This is a genomic window from Actinorugispora endophytica (genome assembly GCF_004363075.1).
Lineage (GTDB): Bacteria > Actinomycetota > Actinomycetes > Streptosporangiales > Streptosporangiaceae > Actinorugispora > Actinorugispora endophytica.
In genome coordinates, this window is the sequence record NZ_SNYN01000022.1 from 28,464 (window position 1) to 48,102 (window position 19,639).

The 19,639-nt window shown below is 70.6% G+C and carries 19 protein-coding genes and 1 pseudogene; 7 read left to right on the plus strand and 13 right to left on the minus strand.

The features are described from left to right. Nucleotides 1-187 precede the first annotated feature (187 nt). The 7 genes and pseudogenes from EV190_RS24580 to EV190_RS19220 all read right to left on the minus strand — a co-directional run. Nucleotides 188-310, minus strand: a pseudogene (locus EV190_RS24580) (zinc finger domain-containing protein); the annotation flags it as partial. Nucleotides 311-445: 135 nt separating this feature from the next. Continuing rightward, nucleotides 446-1,027 (minus strand): TetR/AcrR family transcriptional regulator, encoded by a 582-nt coding sequence (locus tag EV190_RS19185; protein WP_133742984.1) that lies wholly within the window; start codon nt 1,025-1,027, stop codon nt 446-448. 666 nt (nt 1,028-1,693) lie between these two features. Further along, nucleotides 1,694-2,605: an SDR family NAD(P)-dependent oxidoreductase gene (locus EV190_RS19195; RefSeq protein WP_133742985.1), complete on the minus strand. Its 912-nt coding sequence runs from the start codon at nt 2,603-2,605 to the stop codon at nt 1,694-1,696. Nucleotides 2,606-2,786: 181 nt separating this feature from the next. Further along, nucleotides 2,787-2,915 carry a hypothetical protein gene (locus EV190_RS24365; RefSeq protein ID WP_279536627.1) on the minus strand — a complete coding sequence of 43 codons (129 nt, stop codon included), beginning with the start codon at nt 2,913-2,915 and terminating at the stop codon, nt 2,787-2,789. Nucleotides 2,916-4,252: 1,337 nt separating this feature from the next. After that, complete coding sequence (locus tag EV190_RS19205; RefSeq protein WP_208113243.1) at nt 4,253-4,537, minus strand: thioredoxin family protein; 285 nt, start codon at nt 4,535-4,537, stop codon at nt 4,253-4,255. Nucleotides 4,538-4,879: 342 nt separating this feature from the next. Beyond that, the gene (locus tag EV190_RS19215; RefSeq protein ID WP_133742986.1) at nt 4,880-5,875 is read right to left on the minus strand and encodes an alpha/beta hydrolase; all 996 of its coding nucleotides are present in this window, start codon (nt 5,873-5,875) and stop codon (nt 4,880-4,882) included. A gap of 135 nt (nt 5,876-6,010) precedes the next feature. Beyond that, nucleotides 6,011-6,934 carry an SDR family oxidoreductase gene (locus tag EV190_RS19220; protein ID WP_133742987.1) on the minus strand — a complete coding sequence of 308 codons (924 nt, stop codon included), beginning with the start codon at nt 6,932-6,934 and terminating at the stop codon, nt 6,011-6,013. Between the two features lie 154 nt (nt 6,935-7,088). On the opposite strand from EV190_RS19220, the gene EV190_RS19225 reads away from it, so the two are divergent. Continuing rightward, on the plus strand, nt 7,089-7,709 hold the full coding sequence (locus EV190_RS19225) for a TetR family transcriptional regulator (RefSeq protein WP_133742988.1): 621 nt from the start codon (nt 7,089-7,091) through the stop codon (nt 7,707-7,709). 161 nt (nt 7,710-7,870) lie between these two features. On the opposite strand, the gene EV190_RS19230 is transcribed toward EV190_RS19225, so the two are convergent. Then, the gene (locus EV190_RS19230) at nt 7,871-8,596 is read right to left on the minus strand and encodes an ArsR/SmtB family transcription factor (RefSeq protein WP_133742989.1); all 726 of its coding nucleotides are present in this window, start codon (nt 8,594-8,596) and stop codon (nt 7,871-7,873) included. 66 nt (nt 8,597-8,662) lie between these two features. Here EV190_RS19230 and EV190_RS19235 point away from each other — a divergent pair, with 66 nt between their 5' ends. Further along, entirely contained in the window at nt 8,663-9,352 is a 690-nt protein-coding gene (locus EV190_RS19235) for a flavin reductase family protein (RefSeq protein WP_133742990.1), read from the plus strand. A gap of 151 nt (nt 9,353-9,503) precedes the next feature. Next, on the plus strand, nt 9,504-11,774 hold the full coding sequence (locus EV190_RS19240; protein ID WP_133742991.1) for an ATP-binding protein: 2,271 nt from the start codon (nt 9,504-9,506) through the stop codon (nt 11,772-11,774). Between the two features lie 98 nt (nt 11,775-11,872). Here the strand turns inward: EV190_RS19240 and EV190_RS19245 are convergent, their stop codons facing one another. Then, nucleotides 11,873-12,391, minus strand: a complete 519-nt coding sequence (locus tag EV190_RS19245; RefSeq protein WP_243742679.1) for a hypothetical protein — start codon at nt 12,389-12,391, stop codon at nt 11,873-11,875. Between the two features lie 178 nt (nt 12,392-12,569). Between EV190_RS19245 and EV190_RS19250 the strand changes: the two genes are divergently transcribed. Then, nucleotides 12,570-13,067, plus strand: coding sequence for a GNAT family N-acetyltransferase (locus tag EV190_RS19250; protein ID WP_243742680.1), 498 nt, complete (start codon nt 12,570-12,572; stop codon nt 13,065-13,067). Nucleotides 13,068-13,165: 98 nt separating this feature from the next. On the opposite strand, the gene EV190_RS19255 is transcribed toward EV190_RS19250, so the two are convergent. Continuing rightward, entirely contained in the window at nt 13,166-13,576 is a 411-nt protein-coding gene (locus EV190_RS19255; RefSeq protein ID WP_133742993.1) for a RidA family protein, read from the minus strand. 78 nt (nt 13,577-13,654) lie between these two features. On the opposite strand from EV190_RS19255, the gene EV190_RS19260 reads away from it, so the two are divergent. Further along, a complete protein-coding gene (locus EV190_RS19260) occupies nt 13,655-14,278 on the plus strand; it encodes a TetR/AcrR family transcriptional regulator (protein ID WP_133742994.1) in 624 nt (207 codons plus the stop codon). A 76-nt stretch (nt 14,279-14,354) separates the two neighbouring features. Here EV190_RS19260 and EV190_RS19265 read toward each other — a convergent pair whose 3' ends face one another. From EV190_RS19265 to EV190_RS19275, 3 genes are all read right to left on the minus strand, one after another. After that, nucleotides 14,355-15,500, minus strand: a complete 1,146-nt coding sequence (locus tag EV190_RS19265; RefSeq protein ID WP_133743025.1) for an RNA polymerase sigma factor — start codon at nt 15,498-15,500, stop codon at nt 14,355-14,357. A gap of 8 nt (nt 15,501-15,508) precedes the next feature. After that, nucleotides 15,509-15,916, minus strand: coding sequence for a YciI family protein (locus EV190_RS19270; protein WP_133742995.1), 408 nt, complete (start codon nt 15,914-15,916; stop codon nt 15,509-15,511). Nucleotides 15,917-16,080: 164 nt separating this feature from the next. Further along, complete coding sequence (locus EV190_RS19275) at nt 16,081-17,088, minus strand: MerR family transcriptional regulator (protein ID WP_133742996.1); 1,008 nt, start codon at nt 17,086-17,088, stop codon at nt 16,081-16,083. A 359-nt stretch (nt 17,089-17,447) separates the two neighbouring features. Between EV190_RS19275 and EV190_RS19280 the strand changes: the two genes are divergently transcribed. Both EV190_RS19280 and EV190_RS19285 read left to right on the plus strand, forming a co-directional pair. Continuing rightward, a complete protein-coding gene (locus EV190_RS19280; RefSeq protein ID WP_133742997.1) occupies nt 17,448-18,707 on the plus strand; it encodes a carotenoid oxygenase family protein in 1,260 nt (419 codons plus the stop codon). A 19-nt stretch (nt 18,708-18,726) separates the two neighbouring features. Beyond that, nucleotides 18,727-19,608 carry a TetR/AcrR family transcriptional regulator C-terminal domain-containing protein gene (locus EV190_RS19285; protein ID WP_133742998.1) on the plus strand — a complete coding sequence of 294 codons (882 nt, stop codon included), beginning with the start codon at nt 18,727-18,729 and terminating at the stop codon, nt 19,606-19,608. Nucleotides 19,609-19,639: the final 31 nt, after the last annotated feature.

The window sequence follows — 19,639 nt, forward strand, 5'->3', positions numbered from 1 at the left end:
GACTGCAGTTCCTGGGTGAGGTGACTGCAACGGGCGTACCCGATGCGGATGCCCGCGCCTGGGGCGTCCGTCTCGGGCACGGCCGGCGGCGGGATACCAGGCCGCCAGGGCTGTCCGGGGCCACGGTCGGCACCCGCAGGGCCGCCTTCTTGAATCGGCCGGTGCGGTAGATCCCGGCGATCACGCCCGAGTGCGAGCGGCAGGGCGAGCCTGGCTGGACGCCGCAGCGCGGGCAGTCGTGGCGCTCGACGTCGTCGCTCTCGATGGTGCCCTGAGGGGCCGTCACGCCCGAAGTCCTCCCACAAACCATTCCCGGAACCGGGCCTGTCACTACTTGAGTGAGAACGAGTTCCGAGAACCGATCTGGCGTCCGGACCGTCTCCAGCGGCCGTTTCCGATCTTGCTCCCGGAAAGGGTCGTTTTCGAGAAGGGGGGGTCTTGGACGTCACGCGTTCGACGGTGCTGGGCGCATGCCTCCGAGCAGGGTGTCAAGGTAGCGGTGGGCGGTTTCGGTCTTGTCGGCGGGGGTGCCGCCGTGGACGTTCACGGCATGGGCGATGCCGCACATGAGCGGGACCAGGTCGTGGGCGGCGAGGTCTGGGCGGACGGCTCCGGCGTCACGGGCCCGGTCGAGGAGCTCGGTGCCGACCGACGCGAGTGACTCTTTGAGTTCCGTGGTTCGTGGCAGGGCGTCCACGGCGGCGGCGGCGACCGGGGGCAGAGCGGCATCGGTGAGCTGTGCTTCGAGGACGCGGGACAGGAAGCCCTCCAGCGCCCGCCAGGGGTCGGCGTCGGCCAGGGCCTGCTTGCCATGGCCGACGAGGTCTTCGAGGCAGGGGGCGGCGACGGTCTCCAGTAGTGCCTCGGGGGTGGGGAAGTGCCGGTAGACGGTGGCGACCCCGAGGCCGGCCCGGTGTGCGACATCGTTGAGCTGCAGGGGGGTGCCCTGGTCGACCAGGGTACGGGCGATCGCGGCGATCCGTTCCCAGTTGCGGGCGGCGTCCTTGCGCAGCGGTGCGGTCGTCATGGGAAGTGTCCAGGTTGCTCGTCTTGGTTCGCGGGCCGGTCAGATGATCATATGCGGGCGTTTCCGGGCGGGCGGTGGCTTCGGGTGGCGGGCTGCCTGGCCCTCCCACCACCCAGGTCAGCGAGCGTCGTTCTGCTTGGCGAGGAAGTCGGTGATGGTCTCCAGCCACTGGTTCGGCTGCTCCAGGAACGGCAGGTGCCCGGTGATCAGCTCGGCGGTCTGCGCGCCGGGGACGGCGGCGGCCGGTTCGGAGTCTCCGACGCGGGGGTGATTCGCGCACGGGTGCTTCGGGTGGGTCTTTCGGCTTCACGCCCGCGAACCGCGAGGTTACGGCGGGCGGCGACGGCGGGTGCGGGTCGGGACCGCGCCCATGGTGTCCGTTGTGTGGGGGTTTCGTTGGCGGTCATGGGATTTCTGCCCGTTTCGGGGCCGGGAAGGGCGGAAAGCCCGTGATCATTCCGGGGGGCGGGACCGTCCATGATCGGCCCGAAGCCGGCCGCGATGCCGCCGCCTGCGCCATGGGCGAGGGGGAGGCCGGAGCCGTGCACGGTCCGGGCGTAGAGGGTCGGGTCTGCGGTGGTCATGATGGTGTCCTCATGCGGAAGGGATGAATGGGCGGCGGCGGTGGGGCGGCGCTGGTCGTGTGGCCGGCGTCGAGCCCTGGGCTCATCCGAGGTGCTCTGTGTTCGCTGGGGTGGCCACGGGTGCGTGGGCCTGGCTGAGCCGACGCACGGCGTCGGCGATGCGGGGGTCGGTCGCGGCGCGGAACGGGGCGACGGGATCAGCCGAGGGGCCGATGACGAGGCCGGTCCGGCCGGTCAGCGCGGGGTCGGTGGCGGCGGTGATTGAGGGCCGGGCGGCCACGGACGCGGAGCCGGAGGTGGAGCGTTCGAACCGGCGGCGCACCAGCGGCCACAACAGCCGCAACGGCGGGGAGACGATCTTCGGGTCGGTCAGGGTGCCGTTGGTCATGTCGGTCGCGGCGCCGCCGGGGTCGGCGGCGAAGATCGACACGCCCGTTCCCCGCAGCCGCTTCGCCAGGTCGAGCGTGTAGGCGAGGTTGGCCAGCTTGGCACGCCCGTACCAGTGGAAGCCGTAGTAGCCGCCCGGCGGCTCGACGTCGTCGAACACCCGCCTGGCGGTGCCGACCGCGGCCGAGGTCACGTTCACGACCCGGCTGGGGGCCCCGGCCGTGAGCGTGGGCAGCAGCAGCTCGGTCAGCAGGTACGGCGATAGGTGATTGACCACGAACGACGCTTCGACGCCGTCGATGTGCTGCCGCCGGGCGAACATCGCCCCCACGTTGTTGACCAGCACCGTCAGCGGTTCCCCCGACGCCGCGTGCTCGGCGGCGAGCATGGCGGCCAGCGCGCGGACCTGGTCGAGCGAAGCCAGGTCGGCAGAAAGGAACCGGCCGGAGTGCGCGGGTTGCTCCGCGTTGATCCGCTCGACCGCCCTGGCGCCCCGGTCGGCGTCGCGACCGATCACGGTGACGGCGAATCCCGCGGCGGCCAGCCCCAGTGCCGTCTCCAGGCCGATGCCGCCTGTGCCGGCCGTGACCACGGCTGTCTTCGTCATGAGCTCCTCCACCCAAACAATTGGATAAGTTATCCGCTTGAGTAGGACGATAGCATAAACGGATGACCTATCCGATTGCGGGATTCGATCGGCCCCGAGTATCGATCGTGAAGCGCCTCTGCTTCGACAGAAGCCTCGGGGAACATCGGTACAGCGGTGGACGCTAAGCCGGTGATCTTGTTCAGGCCGGAGCTCCGAGGCCGGTGACGCGGTTCTCGTACTCGCGACGGGCCTTGCGCTGGGCAGGGACAACCTGGTCGCCGTCGAGCGGTTGGCAGCGGGCGAGGAGCTGGCGGTGGACCGCTGGCACGGCTGTGATGCGCCGGGTGTAGCCCCGGCCGCACCGTACGGTCATCCCATGGTCGAGCGCGGCCCGCTCGGCGGGCTCCAGCTCGGTGGTGCGAAGGAAGTCGGCGACCTTGCCCGGCATGTCGAGGGTGGCCGGCAGCTCCGGGGCCGGGGCGTCTTACGGAGGCGTGTGCGTCGCCTGACCGGCGCGTCGTCTCCGGCGATCCGCTCGCCGAGGTCCGCGAGCTCAAGCAGGAGGAGGGAAAGGGGATCTACCTGGCGGGCGGCGCGAAGCCGGCGGGCGCGCTGCTGCCCGAGATCGACGAACTGGTCGTCAAGCTCTCCCCGGTCATCGCCGGGTTCTCCCCTGCCCATTTCGAACTGGTGGACACCGTCCCCTTCGACAGCGGGGCCGTCGTCCCCGCCTGCCGCCGCAAGCAACCCGGAGGACACGGGGAACCGCGGCGCGGTTCACCGCGACTCCACGCTCGGCAATGTCGACCTGACGCTGGTTCCACGCGAGCATCCCGGCCCACCGCTTCACACGTGAGGCTGTCGGCATGTCACCGCGTTCCCGGAAAACCCTCTGACCTGCGGTTCAACGAATCTGACCGAACAACCATCCGGCTAAATGTCCGTTTTGTGAATTTTTTTGGCCCAGTTTCCCAAAAACAAGGCTCCCCAGACGCACGCAGGCGCCACATCGGGATCGTTCGAGTGTGAGGACATGGCTCGACTTCTCGCCTCCTTCCACGTCGATCTCAGCGCCCTGACGAGAAAAACCGTCCATCCAGCCGCTTTCCACCGGACAGTGGGCCGAGGGGCGTCGGGGACGATGGGCATGCGAGGCGAGGCCCTCGGCGTGTCACCACGCTTCCGGAGAGCCCTCTGACCTGTGGTTCAACGAATCCAACCGGATGGCCACTTGGCCAAATGACCGTTTTGTGAAGTTTTTTGGGCGGTCCTCCTGAAAACAGGGCCCCTCAGGCGAACGGAGGAGCCCTATTGAACCCCTCCGAATGTCAGGGCATGGCTCGGCTTTCCACTCCGCGCTGCGGCGACTTCAGGGCCTTTTCGGGAAAAGACCGCCCCGCCAGCTGCTTCTCATCGCGTCGAACCCCACCCGACGGGTGTGAAACCCGCCCGCAAACGTAACCGGCCCCCCTCCTGGCTCTCTCGTCGCACCTCCTTTGCTCACCTCCGATAAGGTTCACTTATCGGAGGGGTGAAAACCGGCATCTCTGGAGGTGATTTCGTTCGTGAAAACGAGATTTCGTTGAGCTTTAACGTAACAAACGCAACGTAATTAACGGCACAAGAACAGTGGCGCCACGGGGGCAACACGACCGGGCCCGCTCCTCACAAATCCGGGGCCGTTAACGAGCGGCGAACCAGGTGACAAGCAACCCGCCAGTAGCTGTGGAGCTGGTCGAGACCGGGCGCCCCGGCCAGACCCTGCGGGGCGCGGTAGATCCGACAAGAGGGCGAGGGCATTGTGCCGGGCTCGGCGAACGGGTCACGGCCGTCGGTCAGGATCGTCGGGGACCCGGCGAAGGCCGACCGCTCAGCCTCGGCCTGGTCGGCGACCACCCGGGTGGTGAAGCCGGTGGTGTCCAGCCCGAGGTCGTCCAGGGCCTGCCTCACTCCTCGGCGAACTGCCGGTGAGGGCAGTCCGGCACGACCAGGACCTCGATCTCCGTGTCTCCAGGATCGCGAACGCCCGCGCCGTACGGGCCGAAGGGCCGGCCGCCGTGCTTGCGGGCCGCGGTGTCGAGCCCCCAAGGTCGCCTCGCGGATGTTCTCCCGCTCCCCCGCCATCGCGGCGAAGAACGCGAACAGTAACTTGCCGGGCCCGGTGGGGTCGTAGACGCCGGACAGGGGCCCGGCGGGCATCTCCAGGACCAGGCCCCGTGGGCGGCGGTGTGGGCAATCGGCTCGGAGGCCGGCGGATTCCGCACAGGTGCGGGCCTTCGGATCTGCGTGTTGCTAAACGGTCGCCGTTTCCGGGGCCTTCGCGAAGTTGCGGACGAGGTAGTCGTTCAACGTGTGGTGGAAGCTCGTCGCAAGGTGGGACCGCGGGGCGAACAGGTCGAACGCGTGGTAGGCGCCGGGGTAGAGGTGCAGCTCCACGGGGACGCCCTGGGCGCGCAGGCGCGCCGCGTAGTCGAGGTTCTCGTCGCGGAAGAGGTCCAGTTCACCGACACCGATGAAAGTCGGAGGCAGGCCGGTGAGGTCGGTCGCCCGGGAGGCCGCGCAGTAGGACGTAACTCCGTCGGTGCCGACGCGGTCGCCGAGGATCGACTTCCAGGCAAGGACGTTGGTCGCGCGGTCCCAGATGCCGATGTCGGTGATCTCGTGGCTCGAGTCAGTCGTGTTGCGGTCGTCGAGCATCGGGTACATCAGCAGCTGGAACAGCGGGGGCGCCGCTCCGGTGTCGCGGATCAGAAGGGCGGTGGCGGCGGCGATGCCCCCGCCTCCGCTCTGGCCGGCCAGACCGACCCGGGCGGGGTCGAGACCAAAATCGGCGGCGTTGTCGCTGATCCACCGGTAGGCGGTGTATCCGTCCTCGGCGGCCCCGGGCGCGGGGGTTTCCGGGGCCAGCCGGTAGTCGACACTGACAATGGCGCAGCCGAGTGCCGCGCACAGCGGCTTGAGCCAGGGTGCGTCCTGGGCGGCGAAGCCGAGCACCTGCCCACCGCCGTGGAACCACACGATGACCGGCAGCGGTCCGGGCGCGTTCCGGGGACGCAGCAGGAGGATCGGGACGTCGGGGCCTTCGGCGCGCGGCACCTGGATCTCGTGGGCGGTGACCGTGGGCTCGTCGGGGATGGTGGCGGCGATGGATTCGGCCATGGCGCGGACGCCGGCCCGTGTTCCCTCCAGGTCGTTGAGGTCGAACACCCCCGTATGCGTCATCGGCATGGCCTTCAGGGCCTCGGCGAGTTCGGGGTCCATCCGCTCGTGTGCGTCTTTCGTGTTCATGTTGTTGTCTCCGCTGGCTGCGATGTGGCGCGGGGTGCGCGGCAGCCGGTCTTCGTGGGCGGGGGGGCGTGTGGACCGGTTCCGCCGCGCCGCCGGGTGCGGCGCGGCGGAACCGGGGAGCTTGAGGGGCTTGGCTCAGTGTGTGGTGGTCGCCGGGGCGTCGAAGTAGTGGCCCTGGGCGAGGTCGTCGATGAGGCCGAGATGGAGGGGCTTCCAGCCGAGGAGGTCGCGGGTCAGCGTGCTCGAGGACGGGTTGTCGGCCTGGGCGTGGGCGCTGAGGAAGCCGAAGTGGTCGTCGGCCTGCGTCGGCGGGATGCTGACGACGGGAAGGTCCAGCCCGCGGCCGATGGCCTCGGCGATCTGACGGAAGGTGATCCCCTCGTCGTCGACGGCGTGCAGCCGTGACCCCGCCGGCGCGGATTCCAGTGCCAGACGGTACAGGCGTGCCGCGTCGAGCGTGTGCACGGCGGGCCAGCGATGGGCCCCGTCGCCGACGTAGGCGGAGGCGCCCTTCGACCGGGCGATGGAGACGAAGGTCGGGATGAAGCCGTTGTGGTCGAGTGTGCTGTGCACGGTCGGGGTGAGCCGGACGACGGATGAGCGGATGCCGCGCTCCGCGAGTGCGACCACCGCGTTCTCGGCGTCGATCCGCGGGCCGGCGTCGAACGCGTCGGCTTCGGTGAGGGTGTCTTTGAGGCCGGCGAAGGCGAACAGCGCGGTTCCCGACGTGGCCACCAGGGGCTTGTCGGTGCCGGCCAGAGCGTCCCCGAGCGCCTCGATGGCGCGCAGGTCCGCCGCGACCGCGCCCTCGAAGTCGCCGGCGAACATGGCGTCGTGCTTGAAGGCCAGGTGGATGACGCCGTCGGCCGCGGCGGCGGCCGCGGCGATGCCGTCGAGATTGTCCAGGTCGCCTCGGTACACCTGGGCACCGGCAGCCGCCAACGCGGCGGCGGACTTGTCCGAGCGGGCCAGGCCGACGACCTGGTGTCCCGCTTCGAGGAGTTCGGGGACGACGGCGGAGCCGACGTGTCCGGAGGCTCCGGTGACGAATACGCGCATGGTGCGCCTTCCTGCTACGGGCTCCCACCGGGGCGCCGTGATGTCAGTTGATGACATCACCGTAACACCGACGTCAGTCACTGACATCACTCTTACGTCAGTGACTGACGTCACGGTAATGTCAGGCTCTGTCATCGGCAGTTAGGATCGGAGCATGAGCCGATGGAAACCCGACGCACGAGGCCGCCTGGAGAAGGCGGCGCTGGAGCTCTACAACCACCAGGGCTTCGACGCCACCACCGTCGCGGAGATCGCCACCCGCGCCGGGCTCACCGAACGGACCTTCTACCGGCACTTCACCGACAAACGGGAAGTCCTCTTCCCGGCCGCCAACCCCCTCGCCGACACCCTCGCGAACGCCACGGCCACCGCCCCCGCCTCGCTCCCGCCGCTCGCGGTGATCACCCACGCCCTGACCGAAGCCGCCCCCGTCCTCGAAGAACGCGCGGACCTGGCACGGCAACGCCAGGCCGTCATCGCCGCCAACCCCGAACTCCAGGAACGCGAACTGGCCAAACTCGCCGCACTCGCCTCCATGCTCGCCCGCACGCTGCGCGAACGCGGCCTGGAGGCCACCACCGCCGCACTCGCCGCCGAAATCGGGATCGCCACCTTCAAGGTCGCCTTCGAACGCTGGATCAACGACCCCGACCGACACCCCCTCGCTCAGCGCATCCGGGAAACCCTGGACACCGCCGGGCACCTCACCGCGCCCGCCGAACACGTCGCCGCGACCGACGACGTGAGCTTCACAGGCCATGAGGGAGTGACGTGAACGTGGCAGGTGCCACGGTTAAGGAGCCCCGGGCTGTCCGTCTCGTCGTCCCTGCGCGGGTCGCCACCCGCTGTCCCCCGGTGATCTTGACCTTTTCGGGGCCTCGGAAGCAGTTGAGGCCCCGAAAAGGTCAAGATCACCGGGGAGCCCCCGCCCCGAGGTCACGATGCGCCGTCACGCGGGCCGACCAGCGTGCCCGGCGGGATCGCGAGCAGGTCTTCGAACGCCTCGACCCCCGCCGGGGTCACCGTGACCGCGCGTGTCTCCCCCACCCGGGCGATCCACCCGGCGGAGAAGGCGTGACCGCAGAGCGCCGCCCCCACCGCGCCCGCCAGGTGGGGGCGCCGCTCGGTCCAGTCCAGGCAGGCGCGGACGACGGGCCTGCGAGAACCGGGGGCGACGGCAAGTCCCAGCTCCCCGACCCAGGCCGCGCCCCGGGGGGTGAGGGCCAGTCCCCGACCGGAGTCCAGCAGGCCGCGGTCACTCATGGCGTCGGTGATGGCCACCCCCACCGTTCCGGCCAGGTGGTCGTAGCAGGTGCGGGCATGGGCGAGGCGCCGCCGGCGCGATGTCGCCTTGAGGGAGCGTTCCGGTTCGACCGGTCGCGCGTCGAGCGCGACCAGCCCCTCGATGAGCTCGGCGACGTCCGGGGCGGCCAGACGCACGTAACGGTGGCGCCCCTGCCGTTCCTGCACCAGCAGTCCTCTGCCCACCAGCGCGTTGAGGTGCTCGGTCGCCGTCGACGCGGCGACACCCGCGTGGCGGGCGAGTTCACCCGCGGTCCAGGCGCGTCCGTCCAGCATCGCCAGGCAGAACCGGGCCCGTGTCGGATCGGCCAGGAGCCCGGCCATCGTCGCCAGAGCCGGAACACCCTGATCAGAGTCCATGAACCCTATTGTCACCCGGAACGCTTCGGCGAGCGCCGAAGTGTCGGGCTTCTAAGGTCGTCGTCCATGACCAGCGACAACCCGCGTGAACAGTCCGCCCCGCCCCTGAACCACCGCAGGATCGAACCCCGGATCCTCTACTTCGGCACCCCCGTGGTGCTGGTCTCCACCCTCAACGAGGACGGCACGCCCAACCTCGCCCCGATCTCCTCGGCCTGGGCCCTGGGCTTCCTGCTCGTGATGGGGCTCGGAGCCACCGGGCAGACGGCGCGCAACCTCGCCGCGCGCCCCGAACTGGTGGTCAACCTGCCCGCGGCCGACCAATGGCGGCAGGTCGAGCGGCTGGCGCCGTTGACCGGGCGCCACCCGGTCCCCGAAGGCAAACCGCCGGGCTGCCGCTTCGAAGCCGACAAGTTCGGCGCGGCGGGTCTGTCCCCGCAGCCCTCCGAGCTGGTCGGTCCGCCGCGGGTCGCCGAGTGCCCTCTGCAACTGGAGGCCCGCGCCTCGCAGGTGCGGTTCGACGACTCCGATGTCTACGCCGTCGTCGAAGCCGACGTGCTGCGGGTCCACGCCGAGGAGAGCCTGGTGGTGCCCGGAACCCAGCACATCGATCCGGCCCGTTGGAACCCGCTGGTCTACAGCTTCCGTCACTACTTCGGCCTGGGGCCCCAGCGCGGTCACTCCTACCGCTCCGAGACCCCGGACCGCCCGGACCCGGCCTCCGCGACGAGCACGGGGCCCGGCTTGGAACGGTGAGTCCCACCGATTCCCCGTCGTTGGCGAAAGCTCCGAAACACTTGCCACCACGTCCCCGTGAGATGTCCTCCGGCTTTTTGTACCGGAACCCGGGCAGTCCACCGGATGCGCCGGAACACGGTCCGAACCCGAGGCCGGAAGATATCCTTCAGTGGGCGAAGCCGCGATCGAACGGACTTTCAGTCGCGAAGGCGCAGCCGACAGGCTACCGGTCACTGGTTCTGCGAGGACATGGGAGGCCGACCCAGTGGGAGATGTCCGGCCCGGTGAAGGGGACTCGGTTCGAAACACCGTAGAAGATGTCTACGGGACGGTGATCCAGGCGCATACGGCGAACCTGAACCTGGACCTCGGAAAAAGGGGATCCGGAGTCACCCCCCGGCAGCTCCCGCGCCCGCCGGCGGTTTTCGTCGGCCGGGAGAGAGAGCTTCTTGGCCTCGACGAGGCCGCTGCAGAGACCGGTGGTTCTCCGATCCTCCTGGTCTACGGCGCGGCGGGAGTCGGGAAGACTTCCCTTTCCGTGTTCTGGTCGCACCGGGCCAAGGACCTCTTCCCCGACGGGCAGCTCTACGTCAACCTTCGAGGGTTCTCCCCGGGGGGCCGCCCTGCCTCGCAAGCCGAAGTGGTGTCCCTTTTCCTTGACGCGTTCTGCGTTCCCGTCGAGAGCGCGCCGACCGGTCTGGAAGCCCGGACCGCGCTGTACCGGAGTCTGACCTCGCAGAAACGGCTTCTCGTGGTGCTGGACAACGCGCGGGACTCGGCCCAGGTCCGCGAGCTCCTCCCCGGAGGGGAGGACTGCTTCGTCATCGTGACGAGCAGGAACAACCTGGAAGGGCTCGTCGCCCTGAACGGGGCACGCCCGATTCCCCTCGGGCTTATGAACCGGGGGGAAGCCGAGGACCTGGTGACCGGATTCGTCGGTCCCGAAAGGGTCGAAAGCGATCCGCAGGCGGTCTCGACGATCATCGACCACTGCGCGGGTCTTCCCATCGCCCTTTCCGTCGCCTCGGCCCGGATATCACAGAACGCCGAAATCCCCTTGGGAGAGTTCGCGAGCGAGGTCTTGGAGGAGAGCAGGCTGGATTTCCTCGAGATGGATGATCCGCACGGGAACCTCCGGCCCGTTTTCTCCTGGTCCTACAAAGCACTCTCAGAAGAGGCCGCGTCCCTGTTCCGCCTTCTCGGCCTTCCTCCGGGCCCCGATATCGACATTCAAGCGGCGGCGTCCCTCGCCGGAATACCTCCGAAATCTTCCCGCAGGCTGCTCGCCGAACTGGCCGCTCTGCATCTCGTCGAGAAGAGGAGCCTCCATCGGTATTCGCTCCACGACCTCCTGAAAGAGTACGCCGTAGAGGCATTCCTCGACGAGGAGAGCGGGACTCCCCCGGATCAGGCGATGTCCCGCTACCTTGACCACCTTCTGCATTCGGCCTACCACGCGCAAAGGGCCTCCAGTCCACACTGGGACCCGATCATCCTTCCCGCTCGGTCCCCTGAGATCGCCCACCCCTCTTTTCCCTCTTTGGAGAAAGCCGTGAAGTGGCTTTCCGTGGAACGCCTGAACCTGGTCTCGTCCGCGCGGTACGCGGCCGAGAGGGGATTGGATTTCTACGCGTGCAAGATACCGTGGACACTGGCCCACTACCTCTACACCGGAGGGCACTGGCACGAATGGAAAGAGACCCAGGACATATCGCTTGCCGCAGCGAAGAGACTGGGGGACAGGGACGCCCAGGCCCGCGCCTACCGCATAATCGGCCACTACTACAACAGGGTGAAATCCCCGGACCTCGCGCTCTCCTCACTCGAGAAGTCCAGGGACGCCTGGCGGAAACTCGGGGACTCCCGCGGCGAGGGGCAGACGCTTCTCGCCATGAGCTGGACCTACGGAGAGGCCGGACGGTACCCCGAAGCCCTTGAACACGCCCGGCTCGCGCTGGACCGTTTTCGTACGATCGGCGCGGAGAACTGGACGGCGAGAGCCCTCAACCAGCTGGGAGCGGTGAGCATCCACCTCGGCAGGCACTCCGAAGCGCTCGACCACGCCATCGAGTCGCTGCGCCTCCACGAAGAGCAGGGGGACTTGGACGGAGTGGCCCACAGCCTTTACACGGCGGGCGTCTCGCATTGGAGGACTGGGAGCCATCAAGAAGCCACCGACCTGCTCGCAAGAGCGGCGGAGGTCTTTCACGACATAGGAGACGGGTACCACGAAGCGGATTCGCTGATGGTCCTGGGTGACGTTTTCCGCGACGCCGGGGACCCCGGTAGATCATGTGCCCACTGGCGGCGGTCCCTGGACCTCCTCGAACGAATACAGGGGTTCAGCCCCGAACCGGTCTCCCGGCGTCTGCGTGAATTCTGCGACCCCGGAGCGGGCACCGGTTCGGGCGAGTACGGCTCCACAGCGGGGGCCAGGTGAGCACCGGGTCCCGTCGCCTTCCCCCCGCCCCGGGAGAGCGGGGCGGCCGGCGCGGCCGGATTCCTCCTCCCGTGACAGGTCCGGGCAGGCTCCCGGTGTCACGGACCCGGTACCGGGGCGCGGCGGCCGGCCCCCGGCCGGGACGACCGGGCGTAGGACCGGATCGTCGCCGTCAGCAGCCCGACCACGGCGATCCCGAGGACGCCGTGGTACCACTGCCAGCCGATCCCGATCCCGACGAACCCGTCCACGACCATGAACGCCGCACCGGCACCGACGGCGGCCAGCATGCCGGCGAGCGCGAGCAGCACCAGCGGGCGCGGGACCCGGCGTCCCGCGGCGGTCACGGTCACCAGGACGAGTGCCGCGGCCAGCAGTCCGGTCGGCACTCCGAACCACTGCACCACCTCCACGTCCATCCCCATGCGGGCGTAGCGCTCGTACTCGCTCGCGGGGACCACGGGCCCGCCCGGAAACCCGAGCCTGCCCCGCGCCGCGAAGAGGCCCTTGCCCACGGCGTAGCCGAGGAACAGCACCGCCATCGCGTACGCGGGCCAGCGCACCTGTCGTCCGGAACCCCCGAGTCCTGTGCGCCGTTCCGGTTTCCCATTGGTCATGGAAGCGAGTCTCGCCCCCCGGCGCCGCCGCCACATCCCGCGCGCGGGTGAGGCCGATCCCTCCCCGGAGGGAGGCGTCGTCCCCGGTCCGAAGAGTGTCTGCGGCGCGGCGGTCCCCAGGACTCTCCGGGGGAACGGGCCGGAGGAGGGCTGGCGTTCCGGCGGCGCACCGTTGATGATGACCACTGTGATCATCAAAGACGCCACCCCCGAGCACTGGCCCGCGATCTGGCCGTTCCTGCGCGACATCGTCGCCGCCGGAGAGACCTACACCTGGGACCGCGACGTCACCCAGGAGCAGGCCCGCGCCATGTGGCTCCTGCCGCCGCCCGGCCGAACCGTCGTCGCGCTCGACGACGACGGCACCGTCCTGGGCTCCGCCAAGATGTACCCCAACCACATGGGCCCCGCCTCGCACATCGCGAGCGCGAGCTTCATGGTCGACCCCGCTCACGCGGGGCGCGGCGTGGGGCGGGCCCTGGGCGAGCACGTCCTGGACCGGGCGCGCGCCGACGGCTACCGGGCGATGCAGTTCAACGCCGTGGTGGAGACCAACACCCGCGCGGTCGGGCTGTGGAGGTCGCTGGGCTTCGAGGTGCTGGCAACCCTGCCCGAGGCGTTCCGCCACCCCTCGAAGGGATACGTCGGCCTGCACATCATGTACCGCGGGCTCTGACGGCGGTCGGGCCGCGCAGGGGGACGGTCCCCGCCCGTCGCGGGCGGGGACCGTTCGTCACCAGGGGGTCGAAGGGCGGTCGCCGCGCCGCCCCGCGTTCAGTCGATGACCGCGGTGGCCTCGACCTCGACCATGAGGTCGGGCTCGGCCAGGGCCGCGACGCCGATCCCGGTGAGCGGCGGGACCGCCGGGGTGACGCCCATCTTCGCGGCGGCCCGGGCGATCCCCTCCATGATCAGGGGCATCTTGTCGGGGGTCCAGTCGACGATGTAGGCGGTCAGCTTCGCCACGTCGTCGAAGGAGGCGCCGACCGCGGCCAGGGCGGTGCCGAGGTTGAGGTAGCACTGCTCGACCTGGGCGGCGATGTCGCCTTCGCCGACCTTGCCGCCGTCGGCGTCGCGGGCGACCTGGCCGGCGACGAACACCAGCTTCGATCCGGTGGCGACCGACACCTGCCGGTAGATGTCGACCTTCGGCAGTCCTTCGGGGTTCACCAGGGTGATGGCCATGTCGGCTCCTTGTCGTGAGAGTCCTGAGGGCTCGGGACACCAATAATATAGCAGTGCAATGCTATGTATTCTGGTGCCATGGCAAGGACGAAGGACCCCGCGGTTCGCACCCTGCTCATCGAGCGGGCCGCGCACATGCTCCGCACCCGCGAACCCGTCACCCTGCGCTCGCTGGTGGCCGGGACCGGCGTGTCGACGATGGCCGTCTACACCCACTTCGGCGGCATGGACGGAATGTGGAAGGCCCTGCGCCAGGAGGGCTTCACCCGCCTGGAGTCCAGGTTCGCGGCGGTGGCGACGTCCCAGGACCCGGTGCGGGACCTGACCGCCCTGGTCTCCGCCTACCTCGGCAACGCCCTGGACCACCCCGACCTGTACCGGGTCATGTTCGACGCGAGCTTCGACCTCGAAGACCTCAAGGCCGCGGACGCGACCCTGGAGCACCTGGTCCAGGCCGTCGAACGGGGCAGGGGCGCCGGACGCTTCCGCTCCGACACCGTCCCGCTGGAACTGGCCGTCCAGAGCTGGGCCGTCGCCCACGGGCTGGTCTCCCTGGTCGCCAACGGCCCCCTGCCACGCCAGACCCTCGACCACGGCGTCCCCATGCTGACCTCGCTGTTCGTCGGCGCGGGAGACGATCCGGCCGGGTGCCGCCTGTCGGTCGGGAACGGCTGGCGGCAGCCCCGGCCGTCCGGCGGATAGCCCCTACCGGGCTTCCCGGAGGCCGCGCGGACCCGGATCGGCCCTGTGCCGAGGGGACCCCGGGCGCGACCCGCCGTCAGCGACACCGGCGGGTGTTGAGCCGGGCGGCCTGACGCGTCAGGTGGTCGCGTTCGGCGAGGTCGGGTGCCTTGCGGGCCGCCTCGGCGTACAGCCGTGCCGCCGTCGCCGGGTCGCCGTCGCGCTCGTGGAGGTACGCCGCCACCGCGGTGTGGCGGGGCAGTGAGGCGTCCAGCTCCGCGAGCGCCGCCAGGCCGGCGCGCGGTCCGTCGGCCTCGCCGACGGCGACCGCGCGGTTGAGCCGGACGACCGGGTTGTCGGTCAGGCGCGCGAGCTCGTCGTACCACTCGACGATCTGCGCCCAGTCGGTCTCCCCGGCGGTGGGCGCGTCGGCGTGGAGTGCCGCGATGGCGGCCTGGGCCTGGAACTCGCCCAGCCGGTCGCGGGCGAGGGCCGCCCGCAGGATTTCGACGCCCCCGGCGATCGACGCGGTGTCCCACCGGCCGCGGTCCTGCTCGGCGAGCGGCACCAGGCTGCCGTCGGGCGCGGTCCGGGCGGCGCGCCGGGCGTGGTGAAGCAGCATGAGGGCGAGCAGCCCCGCCGCCTCGGGGTGGTCGACGGCGGCCGCGAGCTGCCGGGTGAGCCGGATGGCCTCGGCGGCGAGGTCGACGTCGCCGGAGTAGCCCTCGTTGAAGACCAGGTAGAGGACGCGCAGCACGGTGGCGACGTCGCCGGGCCGGTCGAACCGCACACCGGAGACGGTGCGCTTGGCCCGGCTGATGCGCTGCGCCATGGTCGCCTCGGGCACCAGGTAGGCCCGGGCGATCTGGCGGGTGGTCAGCCCGCCGACGGCGCGCAGGGTGAGCGCGACCGCGGACGACGGCGTCAGTGACGGGTGGGCGCACAGGAAGTAGAGCCGGAGCGTGTCGTCCACCGCGGACGCGGGCCCGGGCGCCGGCTCCTCGTCGACGAGGTCCTCACGCCGGCGGCGGGCGGAGTCCGCCCGGGTCGCGTCGAGGAACCGGTGCCAGGCCACGGTGATCAGCCATCCCTTGGGGTCTCGCGGCGGGTCGGCCGGCCAGACGCGGACCGCCTCGACCAGCGCGTCCTGCACGGCGTCCTCGGCCGCCGCGAAGTCGGCCCCACGGCGGACGAGAATCCCGAGCACGCTCGGCGTGAGACTCCGGAGGAGGACCTCGTTCACCTCGGAGGTCACTCCGTGATGGTGTGCGACGCGGTCAGGAACGGGCGCACCTCCAGCCACTCGTGGATCGGCTTCCCGCCCGCCCCGGGCGCGGCCGACAACTCCCCGGCCAGCTCGACGGCGCGCTCGTAGCCGTCGACGTCGATCACCATCCAACCGGCGATGAGGTCCTTGGTCTCGGCGAACGGTCCGTCGGTGACCGGCGGGCGCCCCTCGCCGTCGTAGCGGACGAACGTCCCCTCGGGGGCGAGCGCCTGCCCGTCGACGAACTCGCCGGTCTCCTCCAGCCGGGCCGCGAAGTCGCGCATGTACCGCATGTGGGCCGAGATCTCCTCCGGCGTCCACCGGTCCATGGGCACGTCGTTGACCGGAGCCGGGGCGCCGCGGTAGTGCTTGAGCAGCAGGTACTTGGCCATCGTGTCTCTCCTCGGTACTGGTGCGACCCATTCTGGCCGCGTTCGTTGCGGGGACGAAGCCGGCCACGGGTTCTCGACATCGCCGCCCGGATTTTTTTCGGCTCCCGTGGACGAGGCCCGCCGGGGGACGCGGACGGGGCGAAGGCCCGCGCGGGGCGGGCCCCTCAGACGCCGTCGGCCGGGGCGCGCATGGCCTCGGCGATCCAGGCGTAGGGCAGCGTTTCCTCCTCGGGCGCGGTCCCGTTGACCACCGCCACCAGGGACAGGTACCGGCCGTGGGTGTCGTCGTAGACGGGGTCCTCGGAGGCGGCGTCCTCCTCGGCGATCTGGCGCTCGATCTCGGGGATCCGCCGGTAGCCTTCGGCCATGCGGTCGCGGAGCTCGGGGGTGAGCGGGGTGTCGGACAGCGCGGCGGCCGCCTCCATGAAGCGGGTGACGGCTTTCTGCACCCGGGGGGACCGGGGGGACTCACCGGCGCGGTGCGCGGCCAGGACCTCCTCGATGAGCGCGGCCCCGTTCCCGTATATGAAGTCCTGGGACGGCGCGCTCGCGATGCTCCTGCCCATATCCGTGGAGTAGGTGCCGTGCAGGTAGGTGCGGACCGCGTCGCGAAACGCCGGGTCCCGCACCAGGTCGGCCAGTTCGATCCACGCCTCCAGTTGGGCGGCCGTGGGGTCGGCGGGCAGGACCGGCCGCACCGCGCGCAGCCGGTCGACGAAACCGTCGGGGACGTCGAGTCCCTCGCCGACGTCGTTCCAGAAGTCGTCGATGGTCTGCTCGCGTTCCTCGTCGGTCATCGAGACGAGCTTGTGCATCAGGTCGGCCTGCGCGGTCGTGCCGCCCTGCCTGATCAGGGTCCGCAGCACCGCCCTCCTGGCCCGCAGGGTGCGCTCCTGGCGCTCGACGATCTCCAGGTGGGTGGTGAGCAGGTCGTGCAGGGTCGTGCCGCCTTCGAGCAGGCGGCGGATCTCGTCCAGGTCGGTGTCCAGTTCGCGCAGGGTGCGGACGAGTTCCAAGCGGGCGATGGTGTCGACGTCGTACAGGCGGTGGCCCGCCCCGGACAGGTGTGCGGGCTCGACGATTCCGGCGTCGGCGTAGAAGCGGACGGCGCTGACGCTCAGGCCGCTGCGGCGCGCGGCGTCTCCGATGGGGTACAGCTCTCGGTTGTCCATGGGGCCACTGTGGTGCCTCAAGCGACTTGAGACGCAAGCCCCGGAACGCCGGGGTCGCCCATTAGGAGGGAGTCTGCGGGGCGGGGTGGTTCGGGCACCGGTCCCGCCCTCGCTCGGAATGATCATGGGCTTTCCGCCCTTCCAGGCCCCGAAACGGGCAGAAAGCCCAAGACCGGCAACAGCAGGCCGCGCATGACCGCCGACTCCCCCTGCCTGCGGCCCCGGCGGTGCCCGGGCTTGGGGCGTGGCGCGGAAACGCTCCTGCCCGTGCCGCCGGACCACGCGTCTGCACTAGTGCACGGTACGGCTTTTTCCTCGTTGGGGCAGGGGTGAGGCGCTGCCCTGCGTACGTTGTCCACATGAGATACCTCGAAGGGCCTTTCGCGCCTGTCACCGAAGAGGTCACCGCCTACGACCTCCCCGTCACCGGGCGGATCCCGGCCGAGTTGAACGGCCGCTACCTGCGCAACGGGCCCAACCCGCTGGGCGTGGAAGACCCCGCCGTCCACATCTGGGGCATGGGCCGGGGCATGGTGCACGGAGTCCGGCTGCGCGACGGCCGGGCCGAGTGGTACCGCAACCGCTTCGTGCGCGCACCGGGCTTCGCGCCCATGGTGCACGTGATCGAGCACGCCCGGCGCACCTTCGCCCTGGCCGAGGGCGGCCTGCCGCCCTCCGAGCTGGACCAGGACCTGAACACCGTGGGCGTGTGCGAACTGGGAGGGACCGCGGAGGGGCTCACGGCGGGGGCGCACTCCAAGCACGACCCGCTCACCGGCGAACTGCACTCGCTGTCGTACATGCCGGGCCGCGACTTCGTGCAGCACATCGTGACCGACGCCGGGGGAAGCGTCGTGCGGGCCGCCTCCGTCCCCATGGCGCGGACGCCGTTCATGCACGACTTCGCGCTCACCGAGAACCACGTGGTGCTGTGGGACACTCCGCTGGGCTTCGACGGGTTCGAGTGCCGGTGGCTGCCGGGGCACCCCACGCGGGTGGGCGTCATGCCGCGGGCCGGTGGAGAGGTGCGCTGGCTGGACATCGACCCGGTCCATGTCAGCCACACGCTCAACGCCTACGACGACGGCGACTCGGTCGTGGTCGACCTGGTCACGGCCGAGGGCCCGTTCGACCCCGCCGACCCCGGGGCGATCCGGCCCGTGCTGGACCGCTGGACGATCGCGCCGGACAAGGTCCACCAGCGGCGCCTCGACGACCGGCCGCAGGACTTCCCGCGTGTGAACGACGCGCGCGCCACCCGCCCGCACCGCTACGGCTACTCGGCCGCGACGGCCCTGTACGGGCTCCCGTTCACGCCCGAGGGCACACCGGCGGACGACGCCTTCACCAACGCCCTGGTCAAGCACGACCTGGAACGGGGGACGGCCGAGGTGCACAGGTTCGGCGAGGACGAGGCGGTAGGGGAAGCCGTGTTCGCCGCCGCGGGACGGGGAGAGGACGACGGGTACCTGCTCACGTACGCGCACAACCCCCTCCGAAACGCCAGCGACCTGGTGATCCTCGCGGCCCAGGACTTCACCGGCGAGCCCGTGGCGCGCGTCCACCTCCCGGTCAGGGTGCCGCTCGGCCTGCACGGCAACTGGCTTCCCGACCGCTGAGGCGTGGCAGCATGGCGTCGTGAACGACCCGCAACCGCCGTACCTCCGGATCGTCGCCGACATCGAGCGGCGCATCGCCGACGGGGAGCTGCGGCCCGGTGATCCCGTCCCCACCACCCGGGTGGTCATGCGCGAATGGGGCGTCGCCATGGCGACGGCCACCAAAGCACTGGCCGCGCTCAAGCAGGCGGGCGCCATCGAGTCCACGCCCCGGGTCGGCGCCGTGGTCGCCCGCCGGAGGCTGCCCCCGCGTTCGGCCGGGGGGCTCGAACGCGACCGCGTCGTTCGCGCGGCCATGAAGCTCGCAGACGCCGACGGCCTGGCCGCGCTGTCCATGCGGGCGGTCGCGGCCGAGCTCGGCGTCGCCACCATGGCCCTCTACCGGCACCTCGACGCCAAGGCCGAGCTCACCCAGCTGATCGCCGACGCCGCGTTCGCCGAGATCGACTACCCGGAGCCGCCGCCGGGATGGCGTTCCCACCTGCGGGTGGCCGCCCGGCTGCAGTGGGCGGCCTACCAGCGCCATCCCTGGCTGCCGCGGCTCGTGTCCATCACCCGGCCGGCCACGCTGCCGGGGCTGCTGGAGTACGGGCATTGGAGCCTGGGCGCGCTCGACGGCCTCGACCTGGACCCGGGCACCCGGCTGCACGTCTACGCCACGATGGTCAACTACGTGCGGGGAACGGCGATGAACATCGAGAGCGAGGCCGGCGCCGAACTGGACACGGGGATGACCAGCAAGCAGTGGAGCAGGGCCCGGCTCCCCGCCGAGGGGCCGCTGATCGCCCAGATCACGGAGCCGGGCACGGAACTCGACCTGGAGTCGCTGTTCGCCTTCGGCCTCGAACGCCTGCTGGACGGCCTGACCACCGTGGTCACCCCCCGGCGGAGCCGCCGGTGACGGCGCCCTCCCCCGGGGGCGTCCCGGCCCG

What these genes read in the sequence shown, in the direction of transcription:
- EV190_RS19185 (WP_133742984.1), bottom strand. Translation starts at nt 1,027, where the DNA reads ATGACGACCGCACCGCTGCGCAAGGACGCCGCCCGCAACTGGGAACGG.
- EV190_RS19195 (WP_133742985.1), bottom strand. Translation starts at nt 2,605, where the DNA reads ATGACGAAGACAGCCGTGGTCACGGCCGGCACAGGCGGCATCGGCCTG.
- EV190_RS19215 (WP_133742986.1), bottom strand. Translation starts at nt 5,875, where the DNA reads ATGAACACGAAAGACGCACACGAGCGGATGGACCCCGAACTCGCCGAG.
- EV190_RS19220 (WP_133742987.1), bottom strand. Translation starts at nt 6,934, where the DNA reads ATGCGCGTATTCGTCACCGGAGCCTCCGGACACGTCGGCTCCGCCGTC.
- EV190_RS19225 (WP_133742988.1), top strand. Translation starts at nt 7,089, where the DNA reads ATGAGCCGATGGAAACCCGACGCACGAGGCCGCCTGGAGAAGGCGGCG.
- EV190_RS19230 (WP_133742989.1), bottom strand. Translation starts at nt 8,596, where the DNA reads ATGGACTCTGATCAGGGTGTTCCGGCTCTGGCGACGATGGCCGGGCTC.
- EV190_RS19235 (WP_133742990.1), top strand. Translation starts at nt 8,663, where the DNA reads ATGACCAGCGACAACCCGCGTGAACAGTCCGCCCCGCCCCTGAACCAC.
- EV190_RS19245 (WP_243742679.1), bottom strand. Translation starts at nt 12,391, where the DNA reads ATGACCAATGGGAAACCGGAACGGCGCACAGGACTCGGGGGTTCCGGA.
- EV190_RS19250 (WP_243742680.1), top strand. Translation starts at nt 12,570, where the DNA reads ATGACCACTGTGATCATCAAAGACGCCACCCCCGAGCACTGGCCCGCG.
- EV190_RS19255 (WP_133742993.1), bottom strand. Translation starts at nt 13,576, where the DNA reads ATGGCCATCACCCTGGTGAACCCCGAAGGACTGCCGAAGGTCGACATC.
- EV190_RS19260 (WP_133742994.1), top strand. Translation starts at nt 13,655, where the DNA reads ATGGCAAGGACGAAGGACCCCGCGGTTCGCACCCTGCTCATCGAGCGG.
- EV190_RS19270 (WP_133742995.1), bottom strand. Translation starts at nt 15,916, where the DNA reads ATGGCCAAGTACCTGCTGCTCAAGCACTACCGCGGCGCCCCGGCTCCG.
- EV190_RS19275 (WP_133742996.1), bottom strand. Translation starts at nt 17,088, where the DNA reads ATGGACAACCGAGAGCTGTACCCCATCGGAGACGCCGCGCGCCGCAGC.
- EV190_RS19280 (WP_133742997.1), top strand. Translation starts at nt 17,448, where the DNA reads ATGAGATACCTCGAAGGGCCTTTCGCGCCTGTCACCGAAGAGGTCACC.